Consider the following 18,153-nt stretch of genomic DNA (forward strand, 5'->3'; position numbering starts at 1 on the left):
AAGTATCAACAGCTGTGGATAAAGCTGTTGATATAGTAATATTGCGAAAAAGTTATACACAGCTTACAAACAATACGTGGATAACTTTTTTAATTTTCTAGAATTTTTGTCCATTGATTATATAATATTTCCAATTCATTTTTAGAAATGTTTAATTTTTCATTTAAATCTATAATTAGAACTTTGTCGTTATAAGTCGAAGGTTGACATAATTCATGTTCTAAATCAGAAATTTTATTTTCATACATTTCAATTTGCTCTTCAAGTTTCTTTATAGTTTTTTCTCGTTGCTGTCGATCTCTGATGAATTCTCGCTCTTTTTTCTTTTCTGCATTAATTTGTGTCTTTGTTTTTGAAACATTTACTTCATCGTCGGTTTCATCTAACTCAGCTTTCTTTTGTACATAGTAATCATAATTTCCTAAATACTGAAAAATTCCATCACTTGACATGTCATAAATTTTATTGGTTACTTTATTTAAAAAATATCTGTCGTGTGAAACTACAAGTACAGTACCTTCGTAATTTAACAGAGCATCTTCTAAAATTTCTTTGGAGTCAATATCAAGATGGTTAGTTGGTTCATCCATTAACAAGAAGTTTGCATTTGATGTCATGAGTTTTAGAAGTGATAATCTGCCTTTTTCACCACCGCTTAAATCTCCGACAATTTTATACATATCATCACCGTTAAATAAAAACTGTGCGAGCATTGTTCTTATATCATAATAATTTAATGTCGGGTTTTCATCCCATATTTCATCAATAACTGTATTTTCGCTGTTAAGGTTTGTTTGTTCCTGATCATAATAACCTGTATGGACATAATGTCCCAAAGTTACTGTTCCGTCATATTCCTTTAATTTGTCCGCAATTGCTTTTAAAAGCGTTGTTTTACCTATGCCGTTAGGACCTATTATTCCAACTCTTTCTCCTTTGTACACTTCCATTTCAATATTTTTAAATATTTGCAGATCACCGAAACTTACAGACATATTTTCTATTTTTAAAACATTTCTTCCACTGTTAATTTTAGGGGTAAATTTCAACTTAACCTTTTTACTTTCCCCAGAAGGTTTATCCATTTTTTTTATTTTATCCAGTGCTTTTTGTCTGCTGAAAGCCTGCCTTATATTTCGTTTGCTTCCATATGCATGAAGGCGGCGTATCATTTCTTCCTGTCTTTCTATTTCCTTTTCATATTCCTCATATTGTCTGATTTCTTGTTCAAGTTCAGTTTTTCTTTTTTTCATGAATTCAGTATAATTTCCATTGTAGGATTTTAAATTTGTATTTTCCATTAAGAAAATTTTGCTTACTGTATTGTCAAGGAAGTATCTATCATGGGATATGATTATTACTGAACCTTTAAAATCTTTAATATATTTTTCAAGCCATGTAGTAGCTTCAATATCCAAATGATTTGTAGGTTCATCCAAAAGAAGTATGTCAGCTTTTTCCAGAAGAAGCTTTGCAAGCATTACTCTGCTTTTTTGCCCGCCGCTTAATAAATTTATTTGTTTATCAAATTCATTTTCAGAAAAACCAAGGCCTCTGAGAACTCCTTTAATTAAGCTCTTAAAACCGTATCCGTTTGCTTCTTCAAATTGTTCATTCATTTTTGCATAGGAGTTCATAAGTTCTTCAAGTTCAGATAGATCATCTTGTTCTGTAAAGCTGCTTATTTTATGAGATAAGTTGTGAAGTTCTGTTTCTAATTTAATCACATCATTAAAAATAGTAAGCATTTCATCCATAATGCTCATATTGCTTTCTATATTAGTATTTTGCTTTAAATAACCTAGTTTTTTTCCTTTTGCTTTGAAAATTACACCCGAATCCGGTTCTAAGTTTCCAGTCAATATATTAAACAAGGTAGTTTTTCCTGCTCCATTAAGACCTATTAATCCAACTTTTTCGTTGTCATTTACTGTAAAAGAAATATGTTCTATAATATTTTCAACTACATAGGCTTTTGAAACATCATTGCATGATAAAACTATCATATTAGTATTCCTTTCTAAATAATTCATATAACGCTATATGATTATATCAGTTTTAATTATGTTTATCAATTTGTTTTATTTTGATAAATGTTTAATATTCATCTTATCTAAAAGATGCATGTTTTCTTAAATACCTATAAGAAAAATTTTAATAATAGCAGCTAAATTTTAAAAATATTTACGATACCTTTTTTTTTGAATTTAAATGTGGTAGAATAAGAATAATTAATATTTATGGAGGAATATATGGGTGAATTATTTGGAACAGATGGGGTCAGGGGCATTGCAAATGTTGATTTGTCATCTGAATTAGCTTATAAACTTGGACGTGTTGGAGGTTATTTTTTAACTAAGGGAAAAAAAAGACCTAAGATGGTAGTGGGAATGGATACAAGAATTTCAGGGGATATGCTGGAAGGTGCTTTGTCAGCTGGATTAAACTCAGTTGGAATTGATGTTTTATATCTTGGTATTTTGCCTACTCCTGCAGTTGCACGCATGATTAAAATATTGGAAGCTGACGGAGGGGTAATGATTACTGCTTCTCACAATCCTGTAGAATACAACGGAATTAAATTTTTTAATGAAAAAGGATTAAAACTTACCGATGAAATTGAAAATTCAATTGAAGAATACATAATCAACAATATCGATATAGATTATTTACCAGTTTCGGGAGAAGTGGGAAGAAAAATAAGAATTGAAAACCCTGTTAGAAAATACATGGATTTTTTGAAGGAAACGATTGATGTTGATTTCAAAGGTCTTAAGGTTGCTGTTGACTGCGGAAACGGGGCAGTTTACAAAGCAGCACCGGAGCTTCTTCATGAACTTGGTGCACAAGTCTATGTACTACATAATGATCCAAATGGAATTAATATAAACGTAGACTGCGGCTCTACAAGGCCTGAAGAAATTCAAAAACTTGTACTTGAAACAGGAGCTGATATCGGTCTTTCATTTGATGGAGATGCAGACAGATTAATAGCGGCAGATGAAAATGGTAATATTGTTGATGGGGACCATGTTTTAGCAATATGTGGAATATCCATGAAAGAAAAAGGAATGTTAAAAAGCAATGCAGTTGTAGGAACTGTCATGACAAATATGGGTCTTGATATTTGCCTTGAAGGAAAAAATATAGATATTATTAAAACAAAAGTTGGAGACAGATATGTTCTGGAAGAAATGTTGAAAGGGCATCATTCAATAGGGGGGGAACAATCCGGACATATAATTTTTCTTGATTACAACACCACAGGAGATGGACTGCTAACAGCAATACAGATTTTAAGTGTAATGAAGGAAAAAAACACCAAGCTTTCAAAACTTGCCAATGTCATGAAAGTAATGCCTCAAGTGCTTGTAAATGCTCGTGTCTCTGAAGATAAAAAGAAAGCATATTTAGAAGATGAAATGATAAAAAATAAAATTGAAAAAATAGAAAAACACTTTGACGGAAAAGGCAGAGTTCTTATAAGACCTTCTGGTACTGAGCCTCTTGTAAGAGTTATGATTGAAGGGGAAGATTTAGAAGAATTAAAATTATATGCCAATGAATTGGCAGAATTAATAGAAGAAAGATTGAAATAAACATACAAATTTGGAGCAGTTAATGAGAATCTATTATTCATCAACTGCTTCATATTTTTCCAATCTATTGTCCTAATGGTATTTTCATATATGGTATGTACATAAACTTTTCTTTTGGCTGACAATAAATTACTATTGAATTCAATGTGTATTCAGGGTAGGGAACTAAAAGTTTTCCGGCTCTTTTTTTTATTTTTTCCAAATCAATTTTTCTGTTAGGTCTTTGTTTTGCAATAGTTAAATGGGGAGTATATCCTCTTTCTTCCTTCTGAAGATTTAATGATTCATAAATATTGTTGTATAAATTTATTAATTCAGGCGCTTCAACATTGACGAATAAAACACGATTGCCAAATTGCCCAAGATCATTTAATTTAATGTTAAATGCTTTTGTTTTTCTGCATACATCAATAACATCCTTAATAAATGAATCATCATCGGGAAGGGCAGGAGGCGGAACCAAAGTAATGTGTGGTTCAGTTGTTAAAAATCTAAATTCTGCACGAATCATTTCAATTTTATTTTTATAACTTTTTGGAATTGGAACTCCAATGAAATATTTCATATAACTAATCCTTTCTGAAATAATAATATTACTATACAGTTTGATGACAAAGAATAATCGCTTAGTTTGTTTATCTAATGACATAAATGTGTTTGTCAATAGTCTGAATAATATTATTATATTTTATATAATAAAATAATCAAGTGTTAAATAATAAATCATAATAAAAAATAATGGCATAATAAATGTAATCAATAAGTACTAAGGATGATTTTATGGACTATGGAAATTTTACGGATGTTTTTTTAAAATATGTTGAACAGGGTGGCCCGGCTGCAGGCGTACTGCTTCCTGTTATTGAAGCATTTATACCAATATTGCCGCTAGTGGGTTTTGTAATAATTAATGTAACTGTTTTTGGATTCTTCTTTGGATATCTTTATTCTTGGATTGGAAATTGCATTGGTTCTTTTCTTTTGTTTGTTCTTATAAGAAAAGCAGGCAGCAATAAATTTGAGAAAAAAATTGAGAAAAGCAAATACAGAGCAACTTTGGAAAAAATTAAGAAGAAAAATCTTACAGTGATGTTTTTTCTTTATTGCTTTCCATTTACACCATCTTTTTTAATAAGTGGCACAGCTGCATTAACAAACATGAATACACAGCGGTTTCTTTTAACATTGCTTCCTTCAAAATTTGTAATGTTACTATCTCTTGCGTTCATAGGACAGAATGTGAACTCATATTTTGAAAATCCTGCAAAATCAGTATTTTTTATAATATTTATATTGCTTGTTAATTTAATAAGCAAATATTTTCTTAAAAAATATGAACAATACCATAGAAAATTGCCTCATTAAAATGCTTCTAATTTTTTCTTTATTTCTTCTGTTAAGCTTAGAGATTTTGGATTGTTGAGTTTTTTTGCCAGTTCATATGCTTTTTCACAATGAATTTTTGCATTTGCGTAATTTTCTTTCTCTATTTCAATTAAAGCTTTATGACATTCAGCAAAATCTCTGCCCCATATTACATTATATTTATCAAAATATTCAATTGATTTATTTATGAAACTTTCCGCTTCTGCATATCTTCCCATATTATAAAGGGTTTGTCCTGCATTTGAATAGAAAATCTCCATACCCTTAAACATTGAATTATCTAGGCATATATTTATTGCTTTAATAAAATAATCATATGCAATTTCATAATTTTCTAAATCTTTATTCATTTGTCCTAAATAATTGTAGCATGCTGAAATATTGATACTGTATTTGCTGTTAAAATTGTTTAAACTTGAAAAAATTTTGATTGATTCCATTAATACATTTGTTGCCTGTTTATAGTTTTCAGTTTTTATGTAGTAAAGACCTTTTAATCTTAAAATAATTCCTCTTTCTTCGATAATATCTTTTTTATCAAGGAGTTGAAGGCTTTTTACAATATAATCATTCATTATTTCATTGTTATCAACTTGTATGGCATAAAATATCATTTGCTTGTAATTGTTTAACAAATACATAATATTATCCAATTTGTTTGCAAATTTAATGCTTATATAAATATTGTTTATTCCTTGTTCGTATTTTCCAATGGATATGTAGTATCTTCCTGCTAAATAAGATGCTTCCATTTTGATTTTTATATAATCAGTATCCAAATCATCTAAATTGTTTAAATCTTTCTCAATGTTTAAAAGTTCTGCTTCCACATTATATATTTCAGTAGAGTTACATGTTTTTATTGTTTCAGACGACAGTATAGGGTATGTTTCATGATATATTGTATAATAATCAGTTAAATTCTCAACTTTATTTTTCAGGTTGATGTAGTTGCTGTTTTGTTGATCATAATTAAATGTGTTTTTTAATTCTAATATTTCTTTGAACATTTTTTTTGTTCTCTGTTCTGGTTCAATTTCTAAATCCTGTTTCAAAATTTTAGTCAACTCATAATATAATTTTATTGACATATTGTAATTACCTGACAATGCAAATATCTTCATCAAGTATCTGTAAGTTTTTTCATTGTAAGGATCATTTTGTGTTAATATATTGCTGTATTTCTGGATGCTGATAAAATCTCCCACACTTACAAGTTCATTAACTTTATCGTAAATTGATTTTATATAAATATCCTTGTAATAATTCCTTTTTTCAAGCATCCAATTTTCAAAATCTCTGCAATTTTTTACCGAAAAATTCAACAGAAAATCTCCGATGTAAATATTTCGGGCATTTAGAATTGTAATATTGTCTATATCTGTTTCTACTAAAATTTCATCAGAAAATTCAATTACGGATTTTGATGATGCAAATATCGTGTCGCATACATTTGTTTTAATTTTATATATGGCATCTCTTAAATTTTTACGCCCTGTTGTTTCATCTGAGTCAGTCCAAAACATATTTATTGCTTCTTCTCTTGGAACCCTTTTATTAACGCAGACATAATAAAATAAAGCCTCTGCTTTTTTATAAGGGAAAGATATTTTATTATTATTGAATTTAACTATAGGATTTCCAAGCATTTTTACCGAAACAATATCCATTGATATCTCCTGCTTATGTAATTATTACTTAATTAATGATATAGTATATTTAGAAAATAATCAATGCAAAAAAATTATGCCTTATAACGTATAAGGCATAATAAAATATTTATAAAAAAACAAGGGGGAGAATCAATAAGTATTAACTTATTAACTATATTTAGTATAAAGAAAAAAGCTTTAACTAATCTTAAGCTTAGACGAATTATCGACGGATAATTATTATAATATTATTAACGATATAATTGGAGGTATTAAGATGATAAATAATTTAGACATATCAAAAGCAATGACAATTAAATTAGATGATGTTCTTCCCGATTACCCTGTTTTTAAGGAAAATATTAGAAGGGCACCTAAAAGAGAGCTCACATTAAATGAAAGAGAAATAAAACTTGCTTTAAAAAATGCATTGAGGTATGTTCCGGAAAGTTTACATGAGAAGCTGGCACCTGAATTTTTAGATGAATTGATGACTCGCGGTAGAATTTATGGATACAGGTTTATGCCTAAGGAAAGAATTTATGGGAAATCAATCGATGAATATAAAGGAAAATGTGTTGAAGGCAAAGCTTTTCAAGTTATGATAGACAATAATTTAAACCATGAAGTTGCTCTTTATCCTTACGAATTGGTTACTTACGGTGAAACAGGTCAAGTTTGTCAAAATTGGATGCAGTATCAATTGATTAAAAAATATTTGGAAGAATTGACTGATGAACAGACACTTGCAGTTGTGTCAGGCCATCCTCTCGGTTTGTTCGCTTCTCATAAAACAAGTCCAAGAGCGATTATTACAAACGGTTTGATGATTGGTATGTTTGATAATCCTCACGATTGGTCAAAGGCAACCGCAATGGGATGTTCAAGCTATGGGCAGATGACAGCAGGGGGATGGATGTACATAGGACCTCAGGGAATAGTTCATGGAACATATAACACTTTAATAAATGCAGGTAGAAAAGAATTAGGAATTCCTGATGATAAGGACTTGGCCGGGCATTTGTTCATAACTTCAGGCTTGGGAGGAATGAGCGGCGCACAAGGCAAAGCAGTGGAAATTGCCAATGGAGTAGGAATTATTGCTGAAGTTGATTATTCAAGAATTGAAACAAGATTAAAACAAGGATGGGTATCTAAAGCAACTAACAATTTAGAGGAAGCATTTTCGATTGCAAAAGAATTCATAAATAAAAAACAAGCTATTTCTATTGCTTATCACGGGAATATAGTTGACCTTTTGGAATTTGCAGTTGATAATAATATTCATGTTGATTTATTATCTGACCAGACATCTTGCCACGTTCCTTATGATGGAGGATATTGTCCTAAAGGTCTTACATTTGATGAGAGAACAGAATTGTTGAATACTGAAAAAGAAAAATTCAATGAACTTGTAAATAAAACATTAGTCGAACATTTCACGGCTGTTAAAACATTGGTGGAAAGAGGCACATATTTCTTTGATTATGGCAATGCATTCATGAAAGCAGTGTTTGATTCAGGTGTTAAAGAAATTGCTAAAAACGGTGTTGATACAAGTGAAGGCTTTATATTCCCATCTTATGTTGAAGATATTATGGGACCAATGCTCTTTGACTATGGCTATGGACCTTTCAGATGGGTGTGCTTAAGTGGAAAACCTGAAGATTTAAGAAAAACAGATCATGCTGCTATGTCAATTATCAATCCTGAAAGAAGAGGTCAGGACAGAGATAATTATATTTGGATACGCGATGCTGAAAAAAATAAATTAGTTGTTGGTACACAAGCTCGTATTCTGTATCAAGATGCTATGGGTAGAAGAGATATTGCACTGAAGTTCAATGAAATGATAAGGAACGGTGAAATAGGTCCTATTATGCTCGGAAGAGATCATCATGATGCCGGAGGAACTGATTCTCCATTTAGGGAAACATCAAATATTTATGACGGAAGCAATGTTACATCTGACATGGCAGTGCAATGCTTTGCAGGCAATGCATCAAGAGGGATGAGTTTAGTTGCACTTCACAACGGTGGAGGAGTTGGAATAAGCAAAGCTATTAACGGCGGATTTGGAATGGTTCTTGATGGAAGTAAAAGGGTTGATGAAATATTGTATAAGTCCATGCCTTGGGATACAATGGTTGGAGTATCAAGAAGAAGCTGGGCAAGAAACGAGCACTCAATTGAAACAACTGTTGAATATAACAAACAGTATGCAGGTCGTGACCACATAACAATACCATTTGTTGCAAGTGATGAATTAATAAATAAAACATTGGACAATTACAATAAGAACTAGGAGAAGATTATGGGAAAAATTATAGAATGTGTTCCAAATTTCAGCGAAGGAAGAGACTTGAAAAAATTAGAAAAAATTCTTGATGTGTTCAGAGGAAGACGTGATGTTAAACTTTTGGATTATTCAAGTGATGAGGACCACAATAGAACAGTTGTAACACTAGTGGGAGAACCGGATGCGTTAAAGCAAGCAATGGTAGAAGCAATTGGCAAAGCTGTAGAATTAATTGACTTAACACATCATGAAGGACAGCACCCTCGTATGGGTGCGGTAGATGTTGTTCCTTTTATACCTATAAAAAATGTTACAATAGAAGAAGCTGATGAATTAGCGAAATCAATTGCTAAAGAAGCATCTGAAAAGTACAATCTTCCATTCTTTTTATATGAAAAATCAGCAACAGCTCCTCACAGAGAAAATCTTGCGAGCATTAGGAAAGGTCAGTTTGAGGGAATGGCTGAAAAAATGAAAGATGCTATGTGGAAGCCTGATTTTGGTCCTGAAACTATTCATCCTACGGCAGGAGTTACAGCAATTGGAGCAAGGATGCCTCTTGTTGCTTACAATGTAAATCTTTCAACCAACAATTTGGAAATTGCCAGTAAAATTGCAAAACAAGTAAGACATATATAACGGCGGCTTCAGATATGTAAAAGCTCTTGGCATAGAGCTTGAAGACAGAGGAATCGTCCAGGTATCCATGAATTTAACTGATTACACAAAAACTTCCATATATCGTGTTTTTGAAACTATAAAAATGGAAGCAGCAAGATATGGTGTTAATATTGTAGGAAGTGAAATAGTGGGACTTGTACCAATGCAAGCTTTGGTTGATACAGCAGATTATTATTTGAGACTGGAGAATTTTACAACGAACCAGGTTCTTGAAACAAGACTCTAGTAAAACTTTTCCCTCCGCATTTTGCGGAGGGAATTATATGTGAAAGGAGAAACATGAAAAGACTAATTATAAAGAATGCATCTGAACTTATTACATGCAAGGGTAAAAGTCCTAAGCACGGAAAAGATATGTCTGATATCGGTTTAATCAAGAACGGATGCGTAGTTGTTGAGGCGGACAAAATAGTTGATGTTGGCGCAACTGATGATATTTTAAAAAAATATGATGAATATGATTATGCTGTAATTGATGCCAAAGATAAAGCTGTTTTGCCTGGATTTATTGACTCACACACGCATTTAATATTTGGAGGTTACAGGGCGGATGAATTTTCGTGGAGGATGCGCGGAGATAACTACATGTCTATAATGGAACGTGGAGGAGGAATAACAAGTACGGTAAGAGCAACAAGAAATACATCTCTTGAAGAATTTGTAGAAGTCGGCAAAAAAAGACTGGACAAAATTTTGGATATGGGAGTCACAACCGTTGAAGGAAAAAGCGGTTACGGACTTGATTATGAAACAGAAATAAGACAGCTTGAAGCTATGCAAAAGCTTAACGAAATTCATTCTGTTGATATTGTCCCCACTTTTCTTGGACCTCACAGCGTATTGCCTGAATATAAGGGTAGGGAAGATTTTTTTATTGATTTCATGATTAATGAAGTGTTAAACAAAGTTGCAGAAAAAAATCTTGCTGAATTTGCAGATATATTTTGCGAAAAAAATGTATTTTCAATTGAGCAGTCAAGAAAATTTTTAACTGCTGCAAAACATGCAGGATTGAAATTGAAAATACATGCCGATGAAATGGTACAGCTAGGTGGAACAGAGCTTGCTGTTGAACTGGGTTGTGTCTCTGCAGATCATTTGCTTCAAGCATCTGATGAAGGCATAAAAAAACTTTCTGCATCTAATACTATTGCAACACTTTTGCCTGCAACAGCATTTTGCTTAAAGGAAGAATATGCAAGGGGAAGGCATATGATTGATTCCGGATGTGCTGTAGCTCTTGCTACAGATTTTAATCCCGGAAGCTGTTTTACAAATTCAATTCCTTTAATAATTGCACTTGCTGCATTGCATATGAATATGTCAATTGAAGAAATAATAACCGCACTGACTGTAAATGCAGCTGCGGCAGTAAATAGAAGCGATACAATAGGAAGCATTGAAATAGGCAAAAAAGCAGATATCATAATATTGGAATATCCATCAATTAATTTTCTGCCGTATCATGCAACTGTTAATATTGTTGAAACTGTAATTAAAAACGGACAAATTGTGAGGGGGAAATAACATGAAAAATATGACTTTATATAAATTTACAGAACAGGTTGCTTCTAGTTCTCCTGTTCCTGGAGGTGGCAGTATAGCCGCTGTATGTGGCGCTCTTAGTGTAGCTTTAGCTGAAATGGTTGCTAATCTTACTGTCGGAAAGAAAAAATATATTGAAGCGGAAGAAGAAATGTATGAAATTAAGAACAAAGCAGTTGTTTTAAGAAATCAGCTTTTAGATGATATTGAAAGAGACAGTTATGCTTACAATAAAGTTATGGAAGCATACAAGTTGCCAAAATCAACTGATGAGGAAATAATTGTACGTCAAAAGGCAATTGAAGAAAGTTCAAAAATTGCAGCAACAGTTCCACTTCAAATAGCAGAAACATCTTTTGAAATATTTCCATTAGCCAACTCCGTAGTATCAAGAGGCAATTCAAATGCAGTTACTGATGGTCTTGTTGCAGCAATGTTAGCCAGAACTTCTGTTTTGTCTGCTTTATTAAATGTGAGAATTAATTTGAATTCAATAAATGACAAAGAATTTGTAAATGAGTTTAAAAAAAGAGCAGATATTCTTCAGGAAGATACTGTTGCATATGAGAAAAAAATATTGGAATTATCCCCATTTTAGTGGTATAATTAAATCAATTGATGCTATTGAGGTTATTCAAATGCTCAGAATAATTATTCTATGGGAGCGGTTATGAAAAAAAAGGGAATTGGTAAAATTGCATTATTGCTGGCACTTACCGATGTTGATGTAGAAAAATTGCAACATTTTTATGAAAGCAAGAATTATGTTATTTTCAAGGGACAGGCAGGTTCTATGGATGCTAAAAAAATTGTGGCAGCAATAGAAACAGCAGCGTCACGTGAGGATATAATAAGAGAAAATTATCATGAGGAACATGCTCTTTATCATGCAATTATTGAAGCTCTAAGTGGATACTGCAGAGGTCAGGTTATGCTTGGGGAGGTTTTAAGAACTGCTGGCTTGACATTTACCATAGTCAGGGGAAATTTATTAGAAGATGATATTTCAAGCGGAAATTGGATTGCTGTTGTTCTTTATGGTCAAATAGGTTCTCCAAGAAGAGGATTTGAGCATGAAGCAGTAGGAATGGGAATTCAGCCAATATGATAGAGAGGCAGAAATAATATGAATACATCTTATCTAAGAACTTTTATAGAAGTAATAAACTTGAAAAATATATCAAAGGCTGCAGAAAAACTATTTGTTACTCAACCGGCGGTATCAAAACAGCTTCAATTGCTTGAAAAAGATTTTGGTTCCGAGTTATTCAAAAAAAACGGAAGAGAAATAATTCCAACTGAAGAAGGGTACATGCTTTATAAATACGATAAGAAGTTGCTTAGTGAAGAAAATGAAATTTATTCCATGCTTAGACGAGATGGCGATAAAATGGCTGGAAATTTAACAGTTTACACAAGTTCTATGCCGGCTGACTATTATATTCATGATTTAATCATAGAATTCAGTCATATGTATCCTGACATTACATATATAATTAAAAAAATTGATTCTGACATGGTATTTAAAAATATCGAAGAAGGATTTACAAGTTTTGGTTTCACCGGAACACCATATAAAAATAAAAAGATTAAAAATATATGCATAGCAGAAGATGAGGTTGTAGTTGTTGCTTCTACCCAAAAAAGTAAAGAATTTAATAGTGATACTATATCGTTAAATGAACTTTTGAAGCAAAAATTTATCGTGAGGGAAAAAGGCTCTGCCACATTGCAGTTATTTGAGAACTATCTAATACAAAAACGAGTAAAATTAAATGATTTAAACATTATAATTCAAGCAGAAGACAATGACATAATCAAAAAATTTATAATAAACAACTTAGGAGTGGCAGTTCTTCCTAAAAAAGCAGTTGAAATTGAAATTAATGAGGGTAAAGTATTTATCTTGAATATTGAAGGAATGGAGCTTAAAAGAAAACTATATTATGTTTATGAAGATGACAGGTATTTTTCTAAGGCAGAACAAAAATTCAAGGAATTTATGATTGGAAAGCATAAATGCTAGTTAAAATATAATAAAACAAGGTCTGGGAATCCAGACCTTAATTCATTTTTACAAGTCTATATTGCCGCACTGGCAGAATAAAATTACTAACAGTAAGAAGAAGAATAGTAAATTTGTTCCGCCAAATCCGCCTACATTATTTTCATGGAAACATCCCATAATTGAAACCTCCTTAAGTTCTTATTTAACTTATTATATGAGTGAGGTTTTTTACGGTTACTGGGATTTTTAAAATAATAAACTATTTAGTCTTTTATTAACTACTCCAAAATCTAAATTTTCTAAAAATGCATCAATATAAAGACTTCTGTTTATACCGTAATCTATCATGTATGAATGTTCATAAACATCAAGCACTATCAAAGGTTCTGCATATAGCATTACTCCGTCATCATGAGAGTCCTGCCCGTAAATGTAATATTCTTTGTTATACTTATCGTAACAAAACAAAACCCAACCCCTCATGGACATCGCAATGCATTTGAATTTGTCTAGGAAATTGTCGTATGTTCCAAAAACATCTTTGACTATTTTTTCCATAGGTCCTGAAATATTTGTGTTGTTTCCTGTTAAATTTTCAAAATAAAGTTCATGAAGTTTTATGGCGTCACAGCAGAAAGATTTTGACTTTTGGGCGGACCTTATATTGCTGTAGTTTTGGTTGCAGTCGGAGTATATATTGTTTTGCTTTAAGTCAACATTAACTTTATTCAAACAATCTATGTACTTGGTATATAAAGCATAATGTTCACTGAGTTGCATAGGGGAAAAGAATTTTACATTAGAAAAATTGTAGTTTTTTGGTTCAATCATATTCAAAAATATTTCACCTCCGTATCAATAATAAATTATATGTTTGAGGAATCAATATATGATAAATGAAAATATTCCTTTACCCTTGTAATATTAATTGTTATAATAAAAATAATAATTGAACATCAAACAGCTATGCAACTATAAAACACAAAGGAGATTTCATGGAAAATAAAATTATGATATTGGACGGGAATAGTTTGCTTTTCAGAGCATTTTATGCAATGCCTCCTCTAAAAACTAAAAAAGGACAATATACAAATGCTGTTTATGGATTTTTAAGCATGTTGTATAAACTTTTGGATATATATTCTCCTGAGTATATTTGTGTTGCTTTTGATCCTAAAAAACCTACATTCAGGCATGAACAATACAAAGATTACAAAGCTAACAGAGCTAAAGCTCCTAATGAATTAGTTGAACAATTTCAGCTTATAAGAGACGTTCTTGAAATACATAAAATAAAATGCATTGAAATTGAAGGATTTGAAGCCGATGATGTTGCAGGTACTTTTGCAAATGCTGCGGAACAAAATGGTTCACAGGTTCTTTTAGTAACAAGCGATAAGGATTATTTGCAGTTAATCGATGATAACACTAAAGTAATTTTGACAAAAAAAGGGGTTACCAATATTCAGGAAATGAACATGCAATCCATGTGGGATGAATATGGCATAACTCCTACACAGTTTGTGGATTTAAAAGCTTTAATGGGAGATCAGTCTGATAATATACCTGGTGTGGGTGGAGTTGGGGAAAAAACCGCCCTTAAACTTGTACAGGAATATGGAAGTCTGGATAATATTTATGACAATATTGACAATATAAAAGGAAAATTAAAGGAAAAACTTGAAACAGATAAAATGCAGGCATACATGAGTTTGAGTTTAGCGCGCATCGTAAGAGATATTCCCATTGATTTTAATATGCAGGATTACAAAATTCAAGAACCTGAAGAGAAACGGCTTTCACTTTTGTACGATGAACTGGAATTCAGAACATTTAAAAAAAGAATTGCAGAAGAGCAAAGCCAAGGTGATTTACAATTTTCCATGTTTGATGCAGTGGAAAACAATGAAAATAAAAAAAATTGCGAAGTGACAACAATTAAAAGTGAAATTATATACGTTGAGAATGAAAGTGAAATTGATGAAATAGTTAAAAATGTAAATAAGGCTGGAAGGGCAGCATTGAAGTTTATACTCGATTGTGAGAGAACTTTGGACAGCGAAGCTGTAGCATTAGGAATTTCAGATGGCGATAATATTTATTATATAGATTTTCAAAAGATAAATGAAAAGATTGTTTTGGAAAAGCTAAAAAATATTTTTCAAAATAAGGATATTTTAATTTTAGGTCACAATATTAAAAATGAAATAATTTATTTAATGAAAAAAAATATTGAGCTTAATGGAATTTCATATGATTCTGAAATTGGAAAATATATTTTAAATCCATCAGAAAGTTCATATTCAATTGATAAAATTGCGTATGAATATTTAAATGTAGAAATTCTTTCGGAAAATGAAATTTTAGGAACAGGAAAAAAGAAAATTTCATTTAGGGAATTGGAATTGGAAAATAAAAAAAGGTATTTGTATAATTTTATAACAACTGTAATCAGAACAGAAAAACAAATTCTTTCTGAAATAGATGAGCTTGAAATGACGGATCTTTACGAAAATATTGAAATTCCTCTCATTGAAGTTTTAGCATACATGGAATTTATTGGATTTAAAGTAGATTTTAATGTGCTTGACAATCTTGGAATTCATTTTCAGGAAAAAATTACTCAATTAGAAAAAGAAATATATGAATTTGCAGGTGAAAGCTTCAATATTAATTCTCCAAAACAGCTTGCATCAATACTTTTTGAAAAACTGGGTCTTAAGGTAATTAAGAAAACAAAGACAGGTATTTCAACGGATTTTGAAGTTTTAGAAAAACTTAAGGCAGAGCATAAAATTGTTGGCTTAATAATTGAGTACAGACAAATGGTTAAGTTCAATTCAACATATGTCGAGGGTTTGAAGAATTTAACAAACAAGGAAACAGGCAGAGTGCATTCTGTTTTTAATCAAACTATTGCTGCCACAGGAAGAATATCAAGCACAGAGCCAAATTTGCAAAATATTCCCACACGTACTGAAGAAGGAAGAGAACTTCGAAAAGCATTTGTTGCCGATGAAGGTTTTGTACTTTGTGATGCAGATTATTCGCAAATTGAGCTTAGGGTTTTGGCACATCTTGCCGATGAACAAAATCTTATTGACGCTTTTCGTAACAATGCTGATATACATACGAAGACTGCTTCACAGGTATTCCACGTCAATGTCGAAGATGTAACTTCTACAATGAGAAGCAGGGCAAAAGCTGTTAATTTTGGAATTGTATATGGCATAAGTGATTATGGATTAAGCAGAGATTTAGGAATTCCCAGAAAAGAAGCAAAGCAGTATATTGATAATTACCTTTCTTTTTATAGCAATATTGAAAAATATATGAAAGATATTGTCGAACAAGGCAAAAGAGACGGGTATGTTAAAACTTATTTTGGACGGAGAAGATATATACCTGAGCTTGCTTCAAGAAATTTCAACATTCGTTCATTTGGTGAAAGAATAGCTCTTAACACTCCTGTTCAAGGTACTGCAGCAGATATAATAAAAGCTGCCATGGTCGGAGTTTACAATAGACTTAAAAAAAATAAAATGAAGTCTCGACTAATTTTGCAAGTTCACGATGAGTTGATTATAGAATCATATAAGGGAGAACTTGAAGATGTTAAAATAATCATAAAAGAAGAAATGGAAAATGTGGTTAACAATTTAAAAGTTCATTTGGAATCAGATGTAAATGTGGGCGGTAGTTGGTATGAAGCTAAATAAAATCCCCAAAATTATTGTTATTACCGGAAGTATTGGAACCGGGAAATCCACGGCAGTTAATATAATTAAGGAAATGGGTTTTAAGGTCCTTGATTCGGATAAAATAGTTCATGAAGGCTACAATATAGGTAATACACTTTACAACAAAGTAGTTAAACATTTCGGGAAGGAAATACTTAATAAAGACAACACAATCGACAGACAAAAATTAGGGCAAATAGTTTTCAATGACAAAGTAAAACTTATATTTCTTAATAATTTAGTCCATAATTCCGTTGTTGAAGAATTAATAAAAGGTATTAATGAATGTGAAGATGAAGTTATATTTTTAGATATACCCTTGATTTTAGAGGTAAAAGAAAAAAATGAATTCTATGATTTAAAGTTTGATGAAATTTGGCTTATTTATGTAAATGAGCAAACTCAAAGAGAAAGGCTCTGGAAAAGGGCAATAATTGAAAATAAAAATCCTGATGATGTATTAAAAATAATCAGTAAACAAATATCTATTGAAGAAAAAGTATCCATGGTTGATGAGGTTATAAACAACGAGGGAACAGTTGAGGAACTTGAACAAAAAATTCAGGAACTTCTTAAAACAAAAGGTATAAGGTGGTAATTATGGCAAGAAGACGAAGCAATATGTATGGTAAAAAGAGAAAAATGAAATACGGACGTATTTTCGGTTTAACTGCAGTAATTATTTTGATAGTGTATTTAATTTTTGCTGTATTTAAAAAAGACGATTACGTGACAGCATTAGATGATGTTTTAAACTCTGAAATTGTTGAAATTTCAGGTACAGTCAGCAGCGTTTCCGCAGTGGATATCAATGTTTATTCAAATGATGGAATAAGGTATAAAAATCAGCATAAAAACATAAAAAGATTAAACAGTTTTGATGGGACTGTTTCTGATGACTTAGATAAAGCAGAAACTGCAAAAATTTTAATGGAAAATTTGACTGATGCTAAGGAAACTTCCTTAATTACAGCTCTTCCTGAAAAAGAAAATGGTTATTATTGGCTGGAAGTAAATTTTGTTATTGAAAACAAAACATTAATTTTTGAGAATAATGAAGAGTACAACTTTGATTTGTATTATGACATTGAAGATGAAAAAATATATGTAAAAGAAAAATATTACAATGAATACAGCAAGAAAAACAATAAATTAGAACTTCAAGGGTACGAAGCTGATGAAGAATTTAAAAAATTAATTACCGAGCTGACAAAGACGGTACAATAAAATAAGATAAAGGAAT

14 protein-coding genes and 1 pseudogene are annotated in these 18,153 nt (G+C 31.3%); 11 read left to right on the top strand and 4 right to left on the bottom strand.

Annotated elements, in window-relative coordinates; translation table 11 throughout:
* Positions 1-89 precede the first annotated feature (89 nt).
* A complete protein-coding gene (locus tag SA378_RS03935) occupies positions 90-2,006 on the bottom strand; it encodes an ABC-F family ATP-binding cassette domain-containing protein (protein ID WP_318524683.1) in 1,917 nt (638 codons plus the stop codon).
* A gap of 246 nt (positions 2,007-2,252) precedes the next feature.
* On the opposite strand from SA378_RS03935, the gene glmM reads away from it, so the two are divergent.
* Complete coding sequence (gene glmM / locus SA378_RS03940) at positions 2,253-3,599, top strand: phosphoglucosamine mutase (RefSeq protein ID WP_318524684.1); 1,347 nt, start codon at positions 2,253-2,255, stop codon at positions 3,597-3,599.
* Between the two features lie 64 nt (positions 3,600-3,663).
* Here the strand turns inward: glmM and SA378_RS03945 are convergent, their stop codons facing one another.
* A complete protein-coding gene (locus SA378_RS03945; protein WP_318524685.1) occupies positions 3,664-4,164 on the bottom strand; it encodes a 2'-5' RNA ligase family protein in 501 nt (166 codons plus the stop codon).
* 215 nt (positions 4,165-4,379) lie between these two features.
* Here SA378_RS03945 and SA378_RS03950 point away from each other — a divergent pair, with 215 nt between their 5' ends.
* The gene (locus SA378_RS03950; protein WP_318524686.1) at positions 4,380-4,964 is read left to right on the top strand and encodes a TVP38/TMEM64 family protein; all 585 of its coding nucleotides are present in this window, start codon (positions 4,380-4,382) and stop codon (positions 4,962-4,964) included.
* Here SA378_RS03950 and SA378_RS03955 read toward each other — a convergent pair.
* The gene (locus tag SA378_RS03955; RefSeq protein ID WP_318524687.1) at positions 4,961-6,655 is read right to left on the bottom strand and encodes a BTAD domain-containing putative transcriptional regulator; all 1,695 of its coding nucleotides are present in this window, start codon (positions 6,653-6,655) and stop codon (positions 4,961-4,963) included. The genes SA378_RS03950 and SA378_RS03955 overlap by 4 nt on opposite strands.
* A gap of 262 nt (positions 6,656-6,917) precedes the next feature.
* On the opposite strand from SA378_RS03955, the gene SA378_RS03960 reads away from it, so the two are divergent.
* From SA378_RS03960 to SA378_RS03985, 6 genes and pseudogenes are all read left to right on the top strand, one after another.
* Positions 6,918-8,942, top strand: a complete 2,025-nt coding sequence (locus tag SA378_RS03960; RefSeq protein WP_318524725.1) for a urocanate hydratase — start codon at positions 6,918-6,920, stop codon at positions 8,940-8,942.
* Between the two features lie 9 nt (positions 8,943-8,951).
* A pseudogene (gene ftcD, locus SA378_RS03965) lies at positions 8,952-9,843 on the top strand (glutamate formimidoyltransferase).
* 53 nt (positions 9,844-9,896) lie between these two features.
* Entirely contained in the window at positions 9,897-11,144 is a 1,248-nt protein-coding gene (hutI, locus tag SA378_RS03970; protein ID WP_318524688.1) for an imidazolonepropionase, read from the top strand.
* Between the two features lies 1 nt (position 11,145).
* The gene (locus SA378_RS03975; RefSeq protein WP_318524689.1) at positions 11,146-11,760 is read left to right on the top strand and encodes a cyclodeaminase/cyclohydrolase family protein; all 615 of its coding nucleotides are present in this window, start codon (positions 11,146-11,148) and stop codon (positions 11,758-11,760) included.
* Positions 11,761-11,832: 72 nt separating this feature from the next.
* Positions 11,833-12,270 carry a HutP family protein gene (locus SA378_RS03980; protein WP_318524690.1) on the top strand — a complete coding sequence of 146 codons (438 nt, stop codon included), beginning with the start codon at positions 11,833-11,835 and terminating at the stop codon, positions 12,268-12,270.
* Between the two features lie 18 nt (positions 12,271-12,288).
* On the top strand, positions 12,289-13,188 hold the full coding sequence (locus SA378_RS03985) for a selenium metabolism-associated LysR family transcriptional regulator (protein ID WP_318524691.1): 900 nt from the start codon (positions 12,289-12,291) through the stop codon (positions 13,186-13,188).
* Between the two features lie 228 nt (positions 13,189-13,416).
* Here the strand turns inward: SA378_RS03985 and SA378_RS03990 are convergent, their stop codons facing one another.
* Positions 13,417-14,001: a Fe-Mn family superoxide dismutase gene (locus tag SA378_RS03990; RefSeq protein ID WP_318524726.1), complete on the bottom strand. Its 585-nt coding sequence runs from the start codon at positions 13,999-14,001 to the stop codon at positions 13,417-13,419.
* A gap of 164 nt (positions 14,002-14,165) precedes the next feature.
* On the opposite strand from SA378_RS03990, the gene polA reads away from it, so the two are divergent.
* From polA to SA378_RS04005, 3 genes are read left to right on the top strand one after another with little or no spacing between them, the layout of a single operon-like run.
* Positions 14,166-16,889, top strand: coding sequence for a DNA polymerase I (polA, locus tag SA378_RS03995; protein WP_318524692.1), 2,724 nt, complete (start codon positions 14,166-14,168; stop codon positions 16,887-16,889).
* A complete protein-coding gene (gene coaE, locus SA378_RS04000) occupies positions 16,876-17,508 on the top strand; it encodes a dephospho-CoA kinase (RefSeq protein WP_318524693.1) in 633 nt (210 codons plus the stop codon). Before polA ends, coaE begins: the two co-directional genes overlap by 14 nt.
* Positions 17,509-17,510: 2 nt before the next feature.
* The gene (locus tag SA378_RS04005; protein ID WP_318524694.1) at positions 17,511-18,137 is read left to right on the top strand and encodes a hypothetical protein; all 627 of its coding nucleotides are present in this window, start codon (positions 17,511-17,513) and stop codon (positions 18,135-18,137) included.
* The last annotated feature ends 16 nt before the right edge of the window (positions 18,138-18,153 follow it).

The sequence above is a fragment of the Sedimentibacter sp. genome, assembly GCF_033447055.1.
GTDB lineage: Bacteria > Bacillota > Clostridia > Tissierellales > Sedimentibacteraceae > Sedimentibacter.

Bases quoted from the DNA above. Each gene is read 5' to 3' on its own strand.
- hutI (WP_318524688.1), top strand. From the start codon at position 9,897: ATGAAAAGACTAATTATAAAGAATGCATCTGAACTTATTACATGCAAG.
- SA378_RS04005 (WP_318524694.1), top strand. From the start codon at position 17,511: ATGGCAAGAAGACGAAGCAATATGTATGGTAAAAAGAGAAAAATGAAA.
- SA378_RS03950 (WP_318524686.1), top strand. From the start codon at position 4,380: ATGGACTATGGAAATTTTACGGATGTTTTTTTAAAATATGTTGAACAG.
- SA378_RS03990 (WP_318524726.1), bottom strand. From the start codon at position 14,001: ATGATTGAACCAAAAAACTACAATTTTTCTAATGTAAAATTCTTTTCC.
- SA378_RS03985 (WP_318524691.1), top strand. From the start codon at position 12,289: ATGAATACATCTTATCTAAGAACTTTTATAGAAGTAATAAACTTGAAA.
- SA378_RS03975 (WP_318524689.1), top strand. From the start codon at position 11,146: ATGAAAAATATGACTTTATATAAATTTACAGAACAGGTTGCTTCTAGT.
- coaE (WP_318524693.1), top strand. From the start codon at position 16,876: ATGAAGCTAAATAAAATCCCCAAAATTATTGTTATTACCGGAAGTATT.
- SA378_RS03945 (WP_318524685.1), bottom strand. From the start codon at position 4,164: ATGAAATATTTCATTGGAGTTCCAATTCCAAAAAGTTATAAAAATAAA.
- SA378_RS03935 (WP_318524683.1), bottom strand. From the start codon at position 2,006: ATGATAGTTTTATCATGCAATGATGTTTCAAAAGCCTATGTAGTTGAA.
- glmM (WP_318524684.1), top strand. From the start codon at position 2,253: ATGGGTGAATTATTTGGAACAGATGGGGTCAGGGGCATTGCAAATGTT.
- polA (WP_318524692.1), top strand. From the start codon at position 14,166: ATGGAAAATAAAATTATGATATTGGACGGGAATAGTTTGCTTTTCAGA.
- SA378_RS03955 (WP_318524687.1), bottom strand. From the start codon at position 6,655: ATGGATATTGTTTCGGTAAAAATGCTTGGAAATCCTATAGTTAAATTC.
- SA378_RS03980 (WP_318524690.1), top strand. From the start codon at position 11,833: ATGAAAAAAAAGGGAATTGGTAAAATTGCATTATTGCTGGCACTTACC.